The sequence below is a fragment of the Mucilaginibacter robiniae genome (genome assembly GCF_012849215.1).
In the GTDB taxonomy this organism is placed as follows: Bacteria; Bacteroidota; Bacteroidia; order Sphingobacteriales; family Sphingobacteriaceae; genus Mucilaginibacter; species Mucilaginibacter robiniae.
In genome coordinates, this window is the sequence record NZ_CP051682.1 from 357,198 (window position 1) to 372,904 (window position 15,707).

Consider the following 15,707-nt stretch of genomic DNA (forward strand, 5'->3'; position numbering starts at 1 on the left):
ACTTTTATCGGCTTATAGTGCTACATATTGTCATGTTAATAGCATTAATAACGCTATTATAAATGCAAAAACCCGGCTAAGGGAGCCGGGTTTTCAGAACAATAGTTTTAAAACAGGGTAAAAAATCTTTATAGCTTTTCGCCATGCTGGCTAATATCTAAACCTACGGTTTCATCTTCCATACTTACACGTAAAGGCGAAATCATATCGGTAATTTTTAATAACAGTAACGAACCGAAAAAGGCAAAAACAGATACCATTACCAAAGCGGTTAGTTGTACAATAAACAAGTGTGTATCACCGAAAACCAAGCCATTACCGCTTTTACCATCAGCATTTACCAAAGGGTTTACGTTGTGGTGAGCAAAAACACCGGTAAGCAGCATACCTACCATACCGCCAACACCATGACATGGAAATACGTCTAGCGTATCATCAATAGAGGTACGAGTACGCAGCTCCACTACTAAATTACTTACAACAGCTGATATAATACCAATAGCCAGTGAGTGCGGTATAGACACATAACCAGCTGCCGGAGTAATGGCTACCAAACCAACAACAGCACCTATACAGGTACCCATAGCTGAGGGTTTACGGCCACGCATCATATCAAAAAACACCCAGGCTAAACCAGCGGCTGATGCAGCTGTAGTGGTAGTAGCTAAAGCTGTTGCCGCCAAAGGCGACGCACTTAATGCCGAACCCGCGTTGAACCCGAACCAGCCAAACCAAAGCAAGCCTGTACCAATAATTACGTAAGTAATACGAGCAGGTGCATGGTTAGCTTCATGCCGGCGTTTTAAATATAACGCTGAAGCCAGTGCAGCCCACCCTGCCGACATATGCACTACGGTACCACCGGCAAAATCCAGCACACCCATTTTAGCTAAGTAACCATTAGGGTGCCAGGTACAATGTGCCAATGGTGAATAGATAAAAATGGAAAACAGTATCAAAAATATCAGGTAAGAGTTAAAACGAATACGTTCGGCAAAAGCCCCGGTAAACAAAGCTGGTGTAATGATGGCAAACTTTAACTGGTACATCGCAAATAATACCAGCGGTATAGTTGTAGCACCCGGCCATACAGCGCTCCCCAGCATGCCTTTCATCATGAAATAAGTTGAAGGATTGCCGATAAAGCCGCCAATTGATTTACCAAAGGCTAGGCTAAAACCGAAAACTACCCACATTACTGTGATGATAACCATACTGATTAAACTTTGCAGCATGGTTGAAATCACATTCTTTTTGTTAACCATACCGCCATAAAAGAAGGCCAGACCAGGAGTCATGATTAATACCAGAGCAACGGATATCAGCATCCAGGCAATATCGCCAGAGTCAAAATGGGTACCGGTAACTTGGCTTATTTCAATAGAGGGAAAAACAAACGACAGGATTAAAACAACAATTAAAACTAAAAAGGGTATAAATCGCTTCATAAATACTATTCGACCTGATGTAATTCAATTCAGGCATGAAACTACTAATATCATTGATAATTTCAAAAATGCAAGAGCTAAAACTTAGCATATTTTCAATTATCGCTAATTTATTACATCCATTGCGCTAAATAAGAAGGAAATACACCAAAAAACAGCACAAACAAAGCAGCTAAAACACTTAAAACTATTAAAAAAGTTTGTCCATGTGGTGTTTCGTGGCTTTTATCTGTTTTTCTCAGGAACAAATACAACGGAACTTTAATATAATACACCAAAGCAACCACTGTAGTAACCGCACCAGTCAGCAACAACAAAAGCAACCATAAATTATGACTTTGCTGATATTGCGAATAAACTGACGAAAACACCAGTAGCTTGGCATTGAAACCAGCCGTAACTGGTAAGCCGGTTAACGAAATTAGCAAAACAACAAAGCACACTGAAGCTATGGGGTATCGGGTACCTAATCCGCTATAATCTTCCAGCGTATGTGCCCCTGTAGTGTTGGTAAAGAAGGTAGCCAATGCTAAAGTACCTATGCTGGCTATAGAATAAACAGCTAGGTAAAAATTTAACGCGGTTATACCTTGCGCCGTAAAGGTAACAATAGCCATCAAAGCAAAGCCGGTATGCCCTATGCTGGAGTAAGCCAACAAACGTTTCACATTTTGCTGCCATACCGCTGCAAAGTTACCTGCAATTAAGGAAACAACACCGATCACAGAAAGTAGTAACTTAAAATCAAGCGCCTGCCAATGCGGACTGGTAAATGGAGTTAAAAAGTTAATCAGTAAACCAAAGGCAGCAATTTTAGGCAGGGTTGACAGATAAGCTGTAACTGGTGTAGCGGCTCCCTGATAAACATCAGGCACCCAGAAGTGCAAGGGTACAAATGAGAGTTTAAAACCAATTCCCGCCAAAATCAGTATTAAAGCAAAAGCCATACTGGTTGCATCTACATCCCTCAGGCGCATAATCAAGTACCGGTCGAACAAATTGATGGTGCCTGTAAAGCCATAGAATAGCGAAATGCCGTACAGCATAACAGCTGAAGCCGCCATACCAAACAACACATATTTTAAACTAGCTTCGGCACTGAAACCGTTTTCACTCTTGTAAGCTACCAGCAGATATGAAGCTATAGATACCATTTCTACAGACAAAAACATAGTCAGCAACGTAGCCGACATTACCATCAGGTGTAAGCCTAAAACTGAGGCGATAATAATAGAATAAGCATCCGAAAGCCCTTTACGATGCGCATGCAAGTTTCTGTCCCACGGAAAATACAGCAATATCAAAATTGATATAAAATCTATAATCAACTTCAGTACTACAGCACTGTGATGAACAATCAAGCTTCCATTAAAAAGTAAAGGAGCATCATGCAACAGTACGGGATATTGGCCCCAATCGGCAACCAACACCAACAGCAAGCCACCACAAGCTACTGCCCGGCACAACCAATCGGATGTTTTAGCAAAAAGTAAATCAGTAACCAGTACCAGCAAAAACAATATACTCAGGCATAACTCCGGCTTAAACAGCAGCAAGCTCCCTAAGGTATCATTTAGTTGCTGGTGTATATAAGGCAACAAATCGTTCATGCTTTATCTGATAATCTGTTTGGTAAAATCCACAAAAGCCAACACTGAATCGTTAATTTTATCCAACACCAAAGATGGCATGATACCTAATACCAAGGCCAGTAAGGCTAACGGTAACAGTACTAACTTTTCACGAATCAGCAATCCGCTTAAAGCTTGTTTCCAAACGTCACCACCTTTTAATAGCACTTTGCCAAAAAACATGCGTTGCAAAGTCCATAAAAAGTAAGCAGCGCTCAATAATATACCTATGGAACCACAAACCGCCATCCAATGTGGTATTGCTATCGATTTAAATGCACCCATCAGCGTAAATGCTTCGGCTACGAATGCTGAAAAGCCCGGTAAACCTAAAGAGGCGAAAAAGGCAATCATTACATACGTAGTATATTGAGGCATTATGGTAGCTAATCCACTAAAGTGGTAAACATCCCGATCATGTACCCGACTGTAAATAACTCCCACTAAAAAGAACAGCATGGATGATAAAAAACCATGGCTCACCATTTGCATCATGGCACCGCTAATACCTTCGGGCGTTTGTGAAGCCAAGCCTAACAATACAAAACCCATGTGCGATACGGATGAATAAGCAATCAATCTTTTCAAATCGCGCTGCGCCAATGCATTCAAGGCTCCATACAAAATAGAAATAACGCCTAGTAAGCCTAACCAGTAAGCCCCAGATAAAGCTACCTCAGGGAAAATTCCCATACAGATACGAATTATGCCATACCCTCCTATCTTCAACAACACACCAGCCAGAATAATTGATACCGGTGTTGGCGCTTCAACGTGTGCATCAGGCAACCAGGTATGTAAAGGCACTACCGGTACTTTAATAGCAAATGCAACAAATAACACTGCAAAACCCACTACCCTGGCTGGCAAGCCGAACAAGGTTTGATGACTCAGTGCAGAGAATATTGAACCTGCTTGATAATTACCAGGGTTCATCATCTGTACAATATTAAAGGTATGACTACCCGTAGCCGGATCAGTAACCGACAGATATAAGCCTACCATGACCAACAACATAAATACAGAGCCAAACAAGGTGTACAAGAAGAACTTGATTGCTGCATATTCGCGCCGAACTCCGCCCCACATACCAATTAAGAAGTATAGCGGCAAAAGCATTAGCTCGTAAAAAAGATAAAATAGGAAAAAGTCCAAGGCACAGAATACACCCATTACGGCCATGTCTAACAGCAAAAACAAGGCAAAGTAGCCTTTAGCATTAGCTGTAATTTCCCACGAAGCCAACGCAGCTACAGCCATTACGATAGATGACATCACCAATAAGGCAATCGACATACCATCTATCCCTATAAAATAATCAATTTGCATTTGGCCAGCACCGCCTAAATCCAGATGGATCCATGGAACTTTCTGTACGAATTGAAACTGATTTTCCTGATTGATACCGGCGTGGGCTGCACCAGTTTGGAAATGCATATACAACCATATACTTAAACCGATTTGTACCAATGTAGCGGCCAATGCTATATACTTATAACTACCCCGTAATGATGATGGCAGCACCAGAATAAGCAGTCCAAATAATGCAGGAACAAAAATCAGTAAGGATAGAATATTCATCAGGTTCAGATCAGTAGTTTGATAATAAATACAGCGAGCAATACTGCCAGCATACTAAACAGGTAATATTGAATGCGGCCACTTTGAAAACCTCGAAAGAAATTCCCGATAGCTTGTACCAGCAGGGCAATCAGGTGCAATGTACCATCCACCAGGTAACGGTCAACCCAGGCGGCAATTTTTGAAAGCAGACCTACAACTCCGGTAAGCAAATCAATCAAGCCATCAATCACATTCCTGTCCAGCCAGAACAAAGCCTTACCTAAAAGCACTACGGCTTTTACGATTACTTTTTGATAAAAAACATCGATATACCAGTGATGATAGGACAGCCTGAACAAGAAGTTATGTTGCGGAAACACCAGTTTACGTTGTTGAATGTATACGGCAAAAGCCCAGTAAACAACCAACACACTTAACAAGTTTATTCCCGCCGGAATAATGGTATGATACACGTTTTCGCGGGCTTGGTAATCGGGCAAGTTTAATCCTTTAAATAGCCAGGCATGTTCGTACAGTAAAGGATGCAGCGAAAACCAAGGAAAAATACAGCAAACAGCCAGCAGCATTAATGGAACACGATACTGCCAGCCTCCATCACTAATGTGCAAGTGTATATCGGGCAGTACTTGCTTTAATTTAAACTCGCCGAAAAACACTTTAAATATCAACCTCGCTACATAGAAAGCCGTTAGGCAACTGGTCAGCATAATTCCCCAAGGTACTAACTTGAAGCAGAAACTTCGGCTATCAGCCCACTCAAAAGCTTGTATCAGAATGCCATCTTTTGAGAGGTAACCCGAAGTGAGTGGTAAACCTACCAAAGCCAAGCAGCCCACAATAGTGCACACGAAAGTTATAGGTAACTTTTTGCGCAGCCCACCCATGTTGAGTATGCTTTGCGGATCAATATCTAAATTATACTCATCCTTAATATGCTGCACTTCATGAATGATAACGCCGGCACATAAAAACAGCAAGCATTTAAAAAAGGCATGTGTAACCAAATGAAACAGCGAAGAACCATAAGCATGAATGCCCATAGCCATAATCATGTACCCTAACTGCGATATGGTAGAGTAAGCCAGTATGCGCTTTAAATCATTTTGCGTAAGCGCAATGGTTGCTGCCATAAATGCGGTAAAGCAACCTATTATTGCTAAAGCATCTAACTCTGCCCCATTAAATAACGGATAAACCCGGCCCAACAAAAAAACACCAGCAGCAACCATGGTAGCTGCATGAATTAAGGCTGACACTGAAGTTGGACCTTCCATAGCATCAGGCAACCAGGTATGTAATGGAAACTGGGCGGACTTAGCTGCTACTGCCAAAAAAATACCGGCACAAGCTATGTATTGCCACACTGCTGGTAATTGCCCCAATGGTGATTGCCAAACACCATTTTGCAATAATGATTTTATCACCAAGCCATTGCTGCCAAAAAGTTGCACCAAATCAAAAGTATGAAATTGAGTAAACAGGATGATGATAGCCGTTAATAAGCCCACATCACCAATGCGGTTCATGATAAAGGCTTTCTTGTTAGCCTGAACGGCTTTATCGCGCGTAAACCAAAAACCAATAAGCAGGTATGATGAAAAGCCGACTAACTCCCAAAAGGCATAAAACAATATTAAGCTATCTACCACTACCAAAGCCAGCATGCTAAAACAAAATAAACTCAGGAACCTGAAATAGCGCTGCTGCTCATCAACCTTAATATAGGCAGTAGAGTAAATATGTACCGGTAAGGCAATTATGGTTATCAATGATAACAACAAAACAGATAGATTATTAACTAACAAGCCAGCATAAACTGGTGTACTGCCCATGGTAAACCATACAGTTTGTACATGTAGCTGACTCACGTTCCATACTCTGCTGAAAACGGTTATGGCTAAGATACAGCTTAACAGTATAGCCAAAGTTGAAACCCAACCTGCCAGTTTACCTTTTACCGGAAGTATAAAGTTGATGAAAAAGGCAGCAAATGGCAGCACCACCGCAGCAAGCGTATAGTAAATAGTTTGTGTATCAATATTTGGTAAGGGTGTAGTCAAATTGATGATATTTAATTTAATCCTTCAACTGGTTAACTTTCCCCGGATCAATAGTTTTGTAGCGCCGGTACACATTTAATACAATGGCCAATGCCACAGCTGTTGAGGCAGCTGCTAATACAATAGTGAACAAAGCGAAACTCTGCCCACTGTTGTTCACCTTATCAAAACGACTAAAGGCTACCAGGTTCAGGATAGCAGCATTCAGCATCAGCTCGATACCTATTAATATCTGCACGGCGTTCTTTTTAGATAGTATGACATACAAGCCAATGCAAAATAAGGCAGCACTAACTACCATGTAATGGGTTAAAGTAATCATACCACGTCCTCCTTCCGAGCTAAGTGAGCAGCACCTACAAGCGCCATTAACAACAGTATAGATATAGCTTCAAAAGGCAGCAGATAATTAGTCATCAGGTTTACACCCAAATTATTAATAGTGATTATTTCTGGGGTAATTACGTTATGTTGCGCAACGGCTAATTGCAGCCAATTCAAATGATTAACGTTAGCCTTAAATACAATGGTTATTAATACTGCGAAGAACGCTATAGCTAATACTAAAGCAGGCACTTGGTTAACCGCTAACAAACGGTTTTTCACTTGTTGTAAACCGCCCAGTGTTTCACGACCAGACAACATGAAGGCAAATAAGATAAGTACCAAGATGCCGCCTACATATACAACCACCTGGGTAACTGCAACAAAATCAGCTAAGGATAATACATACAAACCTGCTAGAGCAAACAAGGTTACAAAAAACATAAATACCGAACGTACCAGATTTTTACTAGCAGCAACATATAACGCAGAAGCCAAAGCTATAAAAGCCATCAGGTAGAACACTATAGTTACAAAGCTCATGCTCCCCCCTCCTTTGCTTTCAAAGCCGCTTGCTTGGCAGCTAAACGTTCAGCTTGTTGTTTTTCAAACTCCTGCTTTTTCAGAGCGACTTCTTCGGGCGCCATCTCTGAAAACTGGTAAGTTAATTCACCTAGCTGATATACACTACGGTCGTACTGATTAGTCATAGTAATACACTCGGTTGGGCATACTACTGTGCACAAGCCACAATACATGCACTTGGCCATATCAATATCAAACTTAGCAGCATACAACCGCTTCACACTACCATCAGATGTTTTTCCAATAGCTTCACTCGCCTTGATAGATTCAATATTAATACAATCTACCGGGCAGGCTTTGGCACATAAATCACATACAATACAATCGTCAATTTCTACATCCAGCTGGTATCGGCCAACTTCGGGTATAGGTAATTGCTGTTTAGGAAATTGAATAGTATTGGTACCTTCATTCAGCTTTTTAAAGTAATTATCAGAAGTTACCGGCAACACCTCCCGCTTACGATTAGGCGCAAACAAGTGCTTTATGGTAAGTACTAAACCTTTCCAAGCTGTTACAAAAGCGTTATATGTACGATTAACTAACAATTTTTCTTAATCAGAATTAAAGATTACTCTATCTAACTTAACCTACTCCTTGCCAATATTCAACTCACTAATCTTCAAACTACATTACCCATACTCGCCAAATACCAGATATAATCATGCAGATAAAAGCCAGTGGGGTTAGTACTTTCCAGCACAAGTTCATCAGCTGATCTACCCGAAGGCGGGGCAAAGTCCAGCGTATCCACATTTGCACACCTACCAAAGCTAATGTTTTTACTAAAGTCCAGCCTATTCCCCAAGCAGTTCCGGTAGTCCACGTGGCTAACTTAAGCGAAGCAATATTTGGAAATGGTGTATTCCAGGCACCTAAAAACAGCAACACAGCTAGCATGGATACCAAAAACATCATAGAATATTCGGCCAAAAACATCAAGGCAAATCGGGTACCTGAATATTCAGTATGAAAGCCAGCTACCAGTTCTGATTCCGCTTCCGGAATGTCAAACGGTGCCCGGTTACTTTCGGCTAATGAAGCAATAAAATAAATAACAAATGCAATAATCAGATGTGGAGCCCTGAAAATATTCCAAGCTAAAATACCGCCATTAGCTTTCACATTCCAGTAGCCTAAAAACTTAACAGACTCTGAAGACAAGATACCTTGCTGAGCCGATATTTGCTGTAAATCCAATGTTTGAGCAATCATCACTACAGAAATCAAGGCAAAGCCTGCCGGAATTTCATAAGAGATAATTTGTGCTGCAGATCGCATGGCTCCTAAAATAGAATACTTATTATTAGAACCCCAACCTGCCATAAGTATGCCCAAGGTTTCTATGGATATGATGGCAAAAAAGTAGTACAAACCAAGATTGATTTTAGCTGGAACCAGCCCGGGCGCCCAAGGCAGGACCGCAAAACCCAGATATACGGTAACAAAGATGATAACAGGTGCCAGCGCAAACAACCATTTGTCGGCAGCAGCAGGAGTTATAATTTCTTTTTGTATCATTTTCATGATATCAGCCAGGGTTTGTAAACTACCGTACTTGCCCGTTTCTGTTGGCCCTAACCGATCTTGAATATAAGCAGATATTTTGCGTTCAGCATATACGCCAACCAAGGCAAATAATGCTGCAAAAGCAAATAGCCCAACGGCCACAATAATATCTGTAATTAATAAACTCAAAACCTAATTAGCTATACTGATGCAAACTTAGCTAATTCTGTTTAGAAACCGGATTGTTACTTATATTAATTCTAAACAACCTGCACCTTTGAGCATTAATATAAACAAAGCACAAGCTTTGAAATACGTGAATAAATAATTAAGGTATGTGCACATAAGCAGATGTAACGGGAGCGGCAAAAAACGTAGAAGCGTGCCGGTCAAAATCTGCCGTGTCATCAGTTGTTGTAAAAAATTGGCAATTGCCTTTTTGAGTTAATTTAGTTTCTATTTCCGGGTGGCGCTGTAAGTAGTTAGTCAAACTTTTAGCTACAATATCACCTTGTGATACCACAGTTATATTTTCGGGAAGGAACGATTGAATTTTGCTTTGCAACAATGGGTAGTGTGTGCAGGCAAGCAGTAAAGTATCAATTTTAGCAGATTGTGACAGCATTTTGTCTAGGTACATTTTGATAAAGTAATCAGCCCCTGGCTGGGTATACTCACCACTTTCAATTAGAGGTACCCATAACGGACAATCTTGCTGGTACACCTTTAACTCCGGAAAAAACTTTTCAATTTCAATCACGTACGATTGTGATTGCACGGTTCCGGTAGTGCCCAATACACCAATTTCTTTTGATGTTGAATAATCACCAATTACCTCAGCTGTTGGCCTGATAACCCCCAGCACTCTTTGATCAGCATACTTACCCGGCATATCCACCTGCTGTATGGTACGCAAAGCTTTTGCTGAGGCCGTATTACAAGCTAGAATAATTAATGGGCAGCCTTGTTTAAATAACCATTCCACACACTCCCAAGTATATTGATGAATAGTTTGAAAAGATCGGTTTCCATAAGGTGCACGGCTATTATCACCCAAATAGATATAATCATAACCGGGTAACTGCTCAATAATGGAGCGAGCAACAGTTAACCCACCTATGCCTGAATCAAAAATACCAATAGGATGATGAGATTGCATACAGGCAAAAATAACGAAAGCGAGAGCACTGCTCTCGCTTTCCGGTAAAATAATGTGTTTACTGTATTATTTGATACCTAATTTCAATTTTACAGCTGGCATTAAATCATCACTTGGAGGCGATACGATTAATGCAGTTTGACCTGAATCTAACACGTAGTTATAACCTTTTTCTTTAGCAACAGTAGTAATAGCAGTACGTACTTGGTCGCTTAATGGTTTAATCAACTCAGCGCTTTTAGCTTGTACCTGTTGGTTAAAGCTATTATTTGAATCCTGTAAGCGTTTGTACAAATCTTGCAACTCGCCTTCAGATACGGTACGTGCGGCATCAGTCATGCTTGCTCTGCTTTTTTCATAAGCTGCATTTTTGGTTTGCAACTCATTTTGCATAGTTTGTAACTGATCAGTAAAGGTTTTTTGGTAAGCAGTTATTTGCGTGTTTATGGTTTTGGCTTGTGGCATTTGTTCCATTACCGCACCAAAATCAATGTAGGCAACTTTAGTTTGTGCTTTGGCAAAACTTCCCGCCAGTAACATGCATCCGGCAACTAAAGCAACTTTAAATAATTGTTTCATTTTTGTTCTGTTGTTCTTTGTTTTTAAGCGTTTATTTTATTTTAATAGTTTTATTACTTAGCAAGTGCACCAGGTTTCAAACCTAATCTGGTAATTACAGCATCACTTTTGTTATAACGCGGGTTAACATACAACATAATAACTTCGCTGTTTTTATCAAAAATCATGTCCAGGTTTTCGCTTTCGGCTTCGGCCTGCACAGCTTTCGCTACTTTATCTTGTATAGGTTTAACTAAAGCGGTGCTGCGTTGAGTCAGCTCACCATCGGGTCCGAACTTTTGACGTTGAAAATCTTTAGCAGCTTTTTCCTTGTCAATAATTTCTGCCTCACGGCGTTTTTTCATATCACCAGTTAGTAAAACCTGATCAGCCTGATAGGCTTTATACAAACGGTCAATTTCCTGAAACCGGCCATCCACCTCTTTTTGCCATTGGTCTGATAAAGCACTTAACTGTTTTTGTGATGATACATATTCAGGCATATGTTTCAATATATACTCTGAATCAACATAGGCGAAACGTTGTGCCCATGCACCTGTTAAGCCTAATAACGTAAATGTTAATGTAAACAGTATCTTCTTCATACAAATTTATTAATTAAATCCGCCGTTCAAGCTTTGTGAAATTGAGAAGTGGAATTGACCTTTATTAGCATCCGGGATGCCAGGTATTTTATCAAATCCATAACCATAATCCAAGCCCAGCAGACCAAATATAGGTAAAAATATCCTAGCACCCACACCCACCGAACGACGGATGTTAAATGGATTATAATCGCGGAAGCTATCCCAGGTGTTACCACCTTCAGCAAAGGTAAGCATAAAGATAGTTGCTGACTGTGATTGGATAACCGGATAACGCAACTCCATAGTGTACTTGCTATATATCGGGCTACCTGGGTTAGTATCAGTACTGTAGTTTTTACCAACCGGGATAATAGAGAAGTTTTGGTAACCTCTTAAACCGACAATCTCGCTACCTTGTAAAAACTGATAAGTAGCCATACCATCACCACCCAGTTTAAAACGCTCGAACGGTGATTGCCCTACTGCCTTGTTATAGCTACCCAAGAAACCAAAGCGGGTTTGTGACATCAACACCAGTTTACCGGCAATACGGGTAAACCATTGCGCATCAAATTTCCATTTATGATATTCAACAAAATGGTAGCGATCTTCTGGTGTAGCAATAGTATAGTTTGTATTGTTGAACAAAGAATATGGAGGCGTAACTTGTATTGTAAAACGGATATTTGAACCACTTGTTGGATAAATAGGTGCATCTAATGAGTTACGGCTTAACTCCTGAGTTAACTTGATATTGAATGAGGTACCGTTAGTAAACAGGTAACCGGTATAGTTATCCAGTTTGTAGTGGTCAAAGTTCAACGAGTAGTTCAACTGGAAGTAATCATCAGGCCAGTGCAAACGCTTACCTAAAGTTACACCGATACCATTAATACGTAAGTAATTATAGCGATAATCTGATTTAGCATAAAACTGACCGGTTGAACTTAACTGCGTATAAGCTGATAAGCTGAAGAAGATCGGCTTTTTACCACCTAACCAAGGTTCTGAAAACGTGAACGAAAAGTTCTGGTAGTTTTTACCGTTGGCCTGACCACGCAAACTCAGCTTTTCACCATCACCTTTAGGTAGTGGGCGGTAAGCTTTACCGTTAAAGATGTTGCGGATAGAGAAGTTATTAAACGTTAAGCCTAAAGTACCTACCAGCTGGCCACCACCAAAACCACCAGAAAGCTCAATCTGATCGGAAGGTTTTTCAACTACGTTGTAGATAATATCTACTGTTCCGTCTTGTTGGTTAATGTTGGTTGGTTTAGGCTCAATTTTCTGCTCATCAAAGTTACCTAATTGGGTAATTTGACGGGTACTGCGTACAATAGCCTGCTTTGAAAATTTCTGTCCCGGCTTAGTAGCTAACTCACGTCTGATGACGTTCTCGTTAGTTACTTCGTTACCTTTAATGATAATGCGGTTAATAGTATATTGCGCACCTTCATAAATACGAATATCTAAATCAACGGTATCATTATACACACGGGTTTGTACCGCATCGGCATGGTAAGTAAGGTAACCGTTATCTAAGTAAATAGAGTTCACATCCTGTCCGTCAGGTGTACCACCATCTAAACGTTTGCTTAGCTCTTCTTCACTAAATACATCTCCTTTTTTAATCTGTAATATTTTATCCAGTGTTGTTGCTGGGTAACGTGCATTGCCAGACCAGGTGATTTTACCAAAGTAGTATTTATGGCCTTCGTAAACTTTAATTTTAACATTTACAGTTTGCTCATCATGCTTCCATACCGAATCGCTCAAAATGGCTGCATCACGGTAACCTTTGGCTTGCATTTTTTCAACCAGTGTTTGTTTGTCTTCTTCGTACTGGTCGCGCTTGAACTTTTTAGAACCAAAAATATTATAAAACTTTCTTTGACGGGTTTTAGGCAAAAACTTACGCAACTCGCGTGATTTTAAATCCTTGTTACCCTCAAAAACAATCTCGTTAACTTTTACTTTTTGTTTTTTATCAATAGCCACATCCAGAATAACGCTATTCGCATCTCCCGGATCTTTTCGTTCTTTAATATCAACCGTAGTATTTAAAAAGCCTTTATCATTAAAAAACTTTTTGATGATTGTGGTGGTGCTGGTCAGCACGTTTTCATTTACAATTTTCCCGGTTTTATCATTCAGCTTTTTTTGCAAATCTTCAATTTCGCCTTTACGAATACCGGTTAAATGCAAACGAGACAAGCGCGGGCGCTCTTGTACGCTTATTTCCAGATATACAGTATCCAAGTTAATCTTTGATACATATAACTGCACATCATCAAACAAACCTTGGGCCCACAAGTTCTTTAGAACATTGGCCGAAGCTTCGCCTGGCAGACTTATTCTGTCACCTTTGTTGATTTTAGCTATCTGTATTAATACATCTTTATCCAGATACTTGGTGCCTGTTACTGTAATGCCACCAATAGTATAATCTTTAGGATTGAGATAGCTCAAGCTGTCAGCAGGTATGGCTGCTCTATTGACACCTTGCCTACCGCCGATAATTTGAGCTAAGGCTGCAGTACTTATAAAGGAAAACAGAACAGCAAATAATAGTTTATTCATCCGAATATTTTAGTGGGCTAAAAGTAGCTTATACAGTTGTTAAAATTTGTTAAAAGAAAAATTAGTTAACCTGTTCACTGGTTTTTCCGAAGCGACGTTCTCTTTTTTGATAGTCCAGAATGGCTTCATATAAATCATCGCGCCGGAAATCAGGCCAAAGTTTATCAGTAAAATAAAGTTCCGCATAGGCAATTTGCCACAGCAGGTAATTACTAATGCGATATTCACCACTGGTTCTGATAAGCAGTTCAGGGTCAGGCATGTTCTTGGTGTACAAGTTTTCTGAAAACACTTGTTCGGTAACGTCTTCAGGTTGTAACTCACCGCTTTTTACCTTAAATGCTATGTTTTGTGCAGCCTGAGCAATTTCACGGCGTGAGCTGTAGCTTAAAGCTAAAGTAAGCACCAAACCGGTGTTGGCTGATGTTTTGTCAATAGCCCCCATCAACTCTTTGTGGCATTTACCTGGCAGTTGGTTTAAATCACCAATTGCATTAAGCCTCACGTTATTTTTCATCAGCTTGGCAATCTCTTTATTAATTGTGCTTACCAGCAACTCCATAATAGCAGTAACTTCAAAGCTGGGCCTATTCCAGTTTTCGGCCGAAAAGGTATAAAGTGTAAGATATTTAACACCCAATTCACCGGCGCCTTCTACTACATCACGTACAGATACAACGCCATTGTGATGCCCGAATATTCTTAATTTACCTTTGCCTTTGGCCCAACGGCCATTACCATCCATAATGATAGCGATGTGCTCAGGCAACTTTGATAAATCAATCTGATCTTTATACCCCATGATATTGATAATTACAAACCCGGCTTTTTTGCACAGCCAAGTTTGTTTAAGCTTAATGCCTGCACGGCACTACTATTACTTATTTTATGTTATTGCTACGAAAACTATCAGGACTAAAAGCAAGCTTACCTCTACTTAAACCCCAATTTTTCAGGGTACAAAGGTAAAACTATACTTTGATTTTTTTATTATATGCAAACAAAAAGAAAATGCTCTTGTATGATATGGCTCAGGTTAATACCAACAAAAACAGCCTTGCCATTTAAGCAAAGCTGTTAACCGGAACCAGTAACTTTATAGCTTAATAAGCCATGCGCTTTTTAAGCAGGTTAATATCGACTGCTGTAATATCTTCAACGGCGTAGCTGGGTATTTGTGTAATATGCAGTTCATCCAACACATCTACCAAATTGCCATAAACCGATTTATCACTGGGCTTAACTAAAACCACCATGCTTTTTCCAGTTTGGGCATATATGTTTTGTTTGACTTGTAATAACACTTTACGCAATCCTGCTTTGCTATAATCGGTAATTTCGGGATTACCCAAAGGTTTATCCGCCATTCCCTGATAAACCAAAACTTTGTTGTTTTTACCTAAACATAAGGTAACCGTTCGGCTTTCGCCTATGGGTTCACCAACAGGATCCTTAACCGGCATAGCCAAATCCATAGCATGAGGCTTGGATAAAGTGGTAGTTAACATAAAAAAGGTGACTAGAAGAAATGCTAAATCTACCATTGCAGTTAAATCAACTCGCAGATTAGCTTTTTTGCGTAATGGCTTACCATTCGCATTTTGAGGAGCAGTGTTAAGCTCGACCATAGCAGTAAAGTTTAGAAGGTTAAATAATTGAAACAACTAACTATTTAACACAAA

Annotated in this window: 14 protein-coding genes; all 14 read right to left on the reverse strand. The window is 40.1% G+C overall.

Annotation, left to right across the window (positions count from 1 at the left end):
- Positions 1 to 128: 128 nt before the first annotated feature.
- The 14 genes from HH214_RS01650 to HH214_RS01715 all read right to left on the reverse strand — a co-directional run bounded on the left by HH214_RS01650 (position 129) and on the right by HH214_RS01715 (position 15,653).
- Complete coding sequence (locus tag HH214_RS01650) at positions 129 to 1,448, reverse strand: ammonium transporter (RefSeq protein WP_169605681.1); 1,320 nt, start codon at positions 1,446 to 1,448, stop codon at positions 129 to 131.
- A gap of 113 nt (positions 1,449 to 1,561) precedes the next feature.
- Positions 1,562 to 3,058 (reverse strand): NADH-quinone oxidoreductase subunit N, encoded by a 1,497-nt coding sequence (locus HH214_RS01655; RefSeq protein WP_169605682.1) that lies wholly within the window; start codon positions 3,056 to 3,058, stop codon positions 1,562 to 1,564.
- Positions 3,059 to 3,061: 3 nt separating this feature from the next.
- Positions 3,062 to 4,660: a complex I subunit 4 family protein gene (locus tag HH214_RS01660; RefSeq protein WP_169605683.1), complete on the reverse strand. Its 1,599-nt coding sequence runs from the start codon at positions 4,658 to 4,660 to the stop codon at positions 3,062 to 3,064.
- Positions 4,661 to 4,665: 5 nt separating this feature from the next.
- Positions 4,666 to 6,723 (reverse strand): NADH-quinone oxidoreductase subunit 5 family protein, encoded by a 2,058-nt coding sequence (locus HH214_RS01665; protein WP_248282181.1) that lies wholly within the window; start codon positions 6,721 to 6,723, stop codon positions 4,666 to 4,668.
- A gap of 16 nt (positions 6,724 to 6,739) precedes the next feature.
- Complete coding sequence (nuoK, locus tag HH214_RS01670) at positions 6,740 to 7,045, reverse strand: NADH-quinone oxidoreductase subunit NuoK (RefSeq protein WP_169605684.1); 306 nt, start codon at positions 7,043 to 7,045, stop codon at positions 6,740 to 6,742.
- Positions 7,042 to 7,590 (reverse strand): NADH-quinone oxidoreductase subunit J family protein, encoded by a 549-nt coding sequence (locus HH214_RS01675; RefSeq protein WP_169605685.1) that lies wholly within the window; start codon positions 7,588 to 7,590, stop codon positions 7,042 to 7,044. Before HH214_RS01675 ends, nuoK begins: the two co-directional genes overlap by 4 nt.
- The gene (locus HH214_RS01680; protein ID WP_248282263.1) at positions 7,587 to 8,120 is read right to left on the reverse strand and encodes a 4Fe-4S binding protein; all 534 of its coding nucleotides are present in this window, start codon (positions 8,118 to 8,120) and stop codon (positions 7,587 to 7,589) included. Before HH214_RS01680 ends, HH214_RS01675 begins: the two co-directional genes overlap by 4 nt.
- A gap of 139 nt (positions 8,121 to 8,259) precedes the next feature.
- A complete protein-coding gene (gene nuoH / locus HH214_RS01685) occupies positions 8,260 to 9,330 on the reverse strand; it encodes an NADH-quinone oxidoreductase subunit NuoH (protein ID WP_169605687.1) in 1,071 nt (356 codons plus the stop codon).
- A 139-nt stretch (positions 9,331 to 9,469) separates the two neighbouring features.
- The gene (murI, locus tag HH214_RS01690) at positions 9,470 to 10,300 is read right to left on the reverse strand and encodes a glutamate racemase (RefSeq protein ID WP_169605688.1); all 831 of its coding nucleotides are present in this window, start codon (positions 10,298 to 10,300) and stop codon (positions 9,470 to 9,472) included.
- A gap of 66 nt (positions 10,301 to 10,366) precedes the next feature.
- A complete protein-coding gene (locus HH214_RS01695) occupies positions 10,367 to 10,879 on the reverse strand; it encodes an OmpH family outer membrane protein (RefSeq protein WP_169605689.1) in 513 nt (170 codons plus the stop codon).
- Between the two features lie 53 nt (positions 10,880 to 10,932).
- Positions 10,933 to 11,463 (reverse strand): OmpH family outer membrane protein, encoded by a 531-nt coding sequence (locus tag HH214_RS01700; RefSeq protein WP_169605690.1) that lies wholly within the window; start codon positions 11,461 to 11,463, stop codon positions 10,933 to 10,935.
- A gap of 9 nt (positions 11,464 to 11,472) precedes the next feature.
- Complete coding sequence (gene bamA, locus HH214_RS01705) at positions 11,473 to 14,025, reverse strand: outer membrane protein assembly factor BamA (RefSeq protein ID WP_169605691.1); 2,553 nt, start codon at positions 14,023 to 14,025, stop codon at positions 11,473 to 11,475.
- Between the two features lie 61 nt (positions 14,026 to 14,086).
- Positions 14,087 to 14,827, reverse strand: a complete 741-nt coding sequence (locus HH214_RS01710; RefSeq protein WP_169605692.1) for an isoprenyl transferase — start codon at positions 14,825 to 14,827, stop codon at positions 14,087 to 14,089.
- Between the two features lie 301 nt (positions 14,828 to 15,128).
- A complete protein-coding gene (locus HH214_RS01715; protein WP_169605693.1) occupies positions 15,129 to 15,653 on the reverse strand; it encodes an ExbD/TolR family protein in 525 nt (174 codons plus the stop codon).
- Positions 15,654 to 15,707 lie beyond the last annotated feature (54 nt).

Excerpts from the sequence above, each read along its gene's own strand:
- HH214_RS01650 (WP_169605681.1), bottom strand. The coding sequence starts at position 1,448 with ATGAAGCGATTTATACCCTTTTTAGTTTTAATTGTTGTTTTAATCCTG.
- HH214_RS01655 (WP_169605682.1), bottom strand. The coding sequence starts at position 3,058 with ATGAACGATTTGTTGCCTTATATACACCAGCAACTAAATGATACCTTA.
- HH214_RS01660 (WP_169605683.1), bottom strand. The coding sequence starts at position 4,660 with ATGAATATTCTATCCTTACTGATTTTTGTTCCTGCATTATTTGGACTG.
- nuoK (WP_169605684.1), bottom strand. The coding sequence starts at position 7,045 with ATGATTACTTTAACCCATTACATGGTAGTTAGTGCTGCCTTATTTTGC.
- HH214_RS01675 (WP_169605685.1), bottom strand. The coding sequence starts at position 7,590 with ATGAGCTTTGTAACTATAGTGTTCTACCTGATGGCTTTTATAGCTTTG.
- murI (WP_169605688.1), bottom strand. The coding sequence starts at position 10,300 with ATGCAATCTCATCATCCTATTGGTATTTTTGATTCAGGCATAGGTGGG.
- HH214_RS01695 (WP_169605689.1), bottom strand. The coding sequence starts at position 10,879 with ATGAAACAATTATTTAAAGTTGCTTTAGTTGCCGGATGCATGTTACTG.
- HH214_RS01700 (WP_169605690.1), bottom strand. The coding sequence starts at position 11,463 with ATGAAGAAGATACTGTTTACATTAACATTTACGTTATTAGGCTTAACA.
- bamA (WP_169605691.1), bottom strand. The coding sequence starts at position 14,025 with ATGAATAAACTATTATTTGCTGTTCTGTTTTCCTTTATAAGTACTGCA.
- HH214_RS01710 (WP_169605692.1), bottom strand. The coding sequence starts at position 14,827 with ATGGGGTATAAAGATCAGATTGATTTATCAAAGTTGCCTGAGCACATC.
- HH214_RS01715 (WP_169605693.1), bottom strand. The coding sequence starts at position 15,653 with ATGGTCGAGCTTAACACTGCTCCTCAAAATGCGAATGGTAAGCCATTA.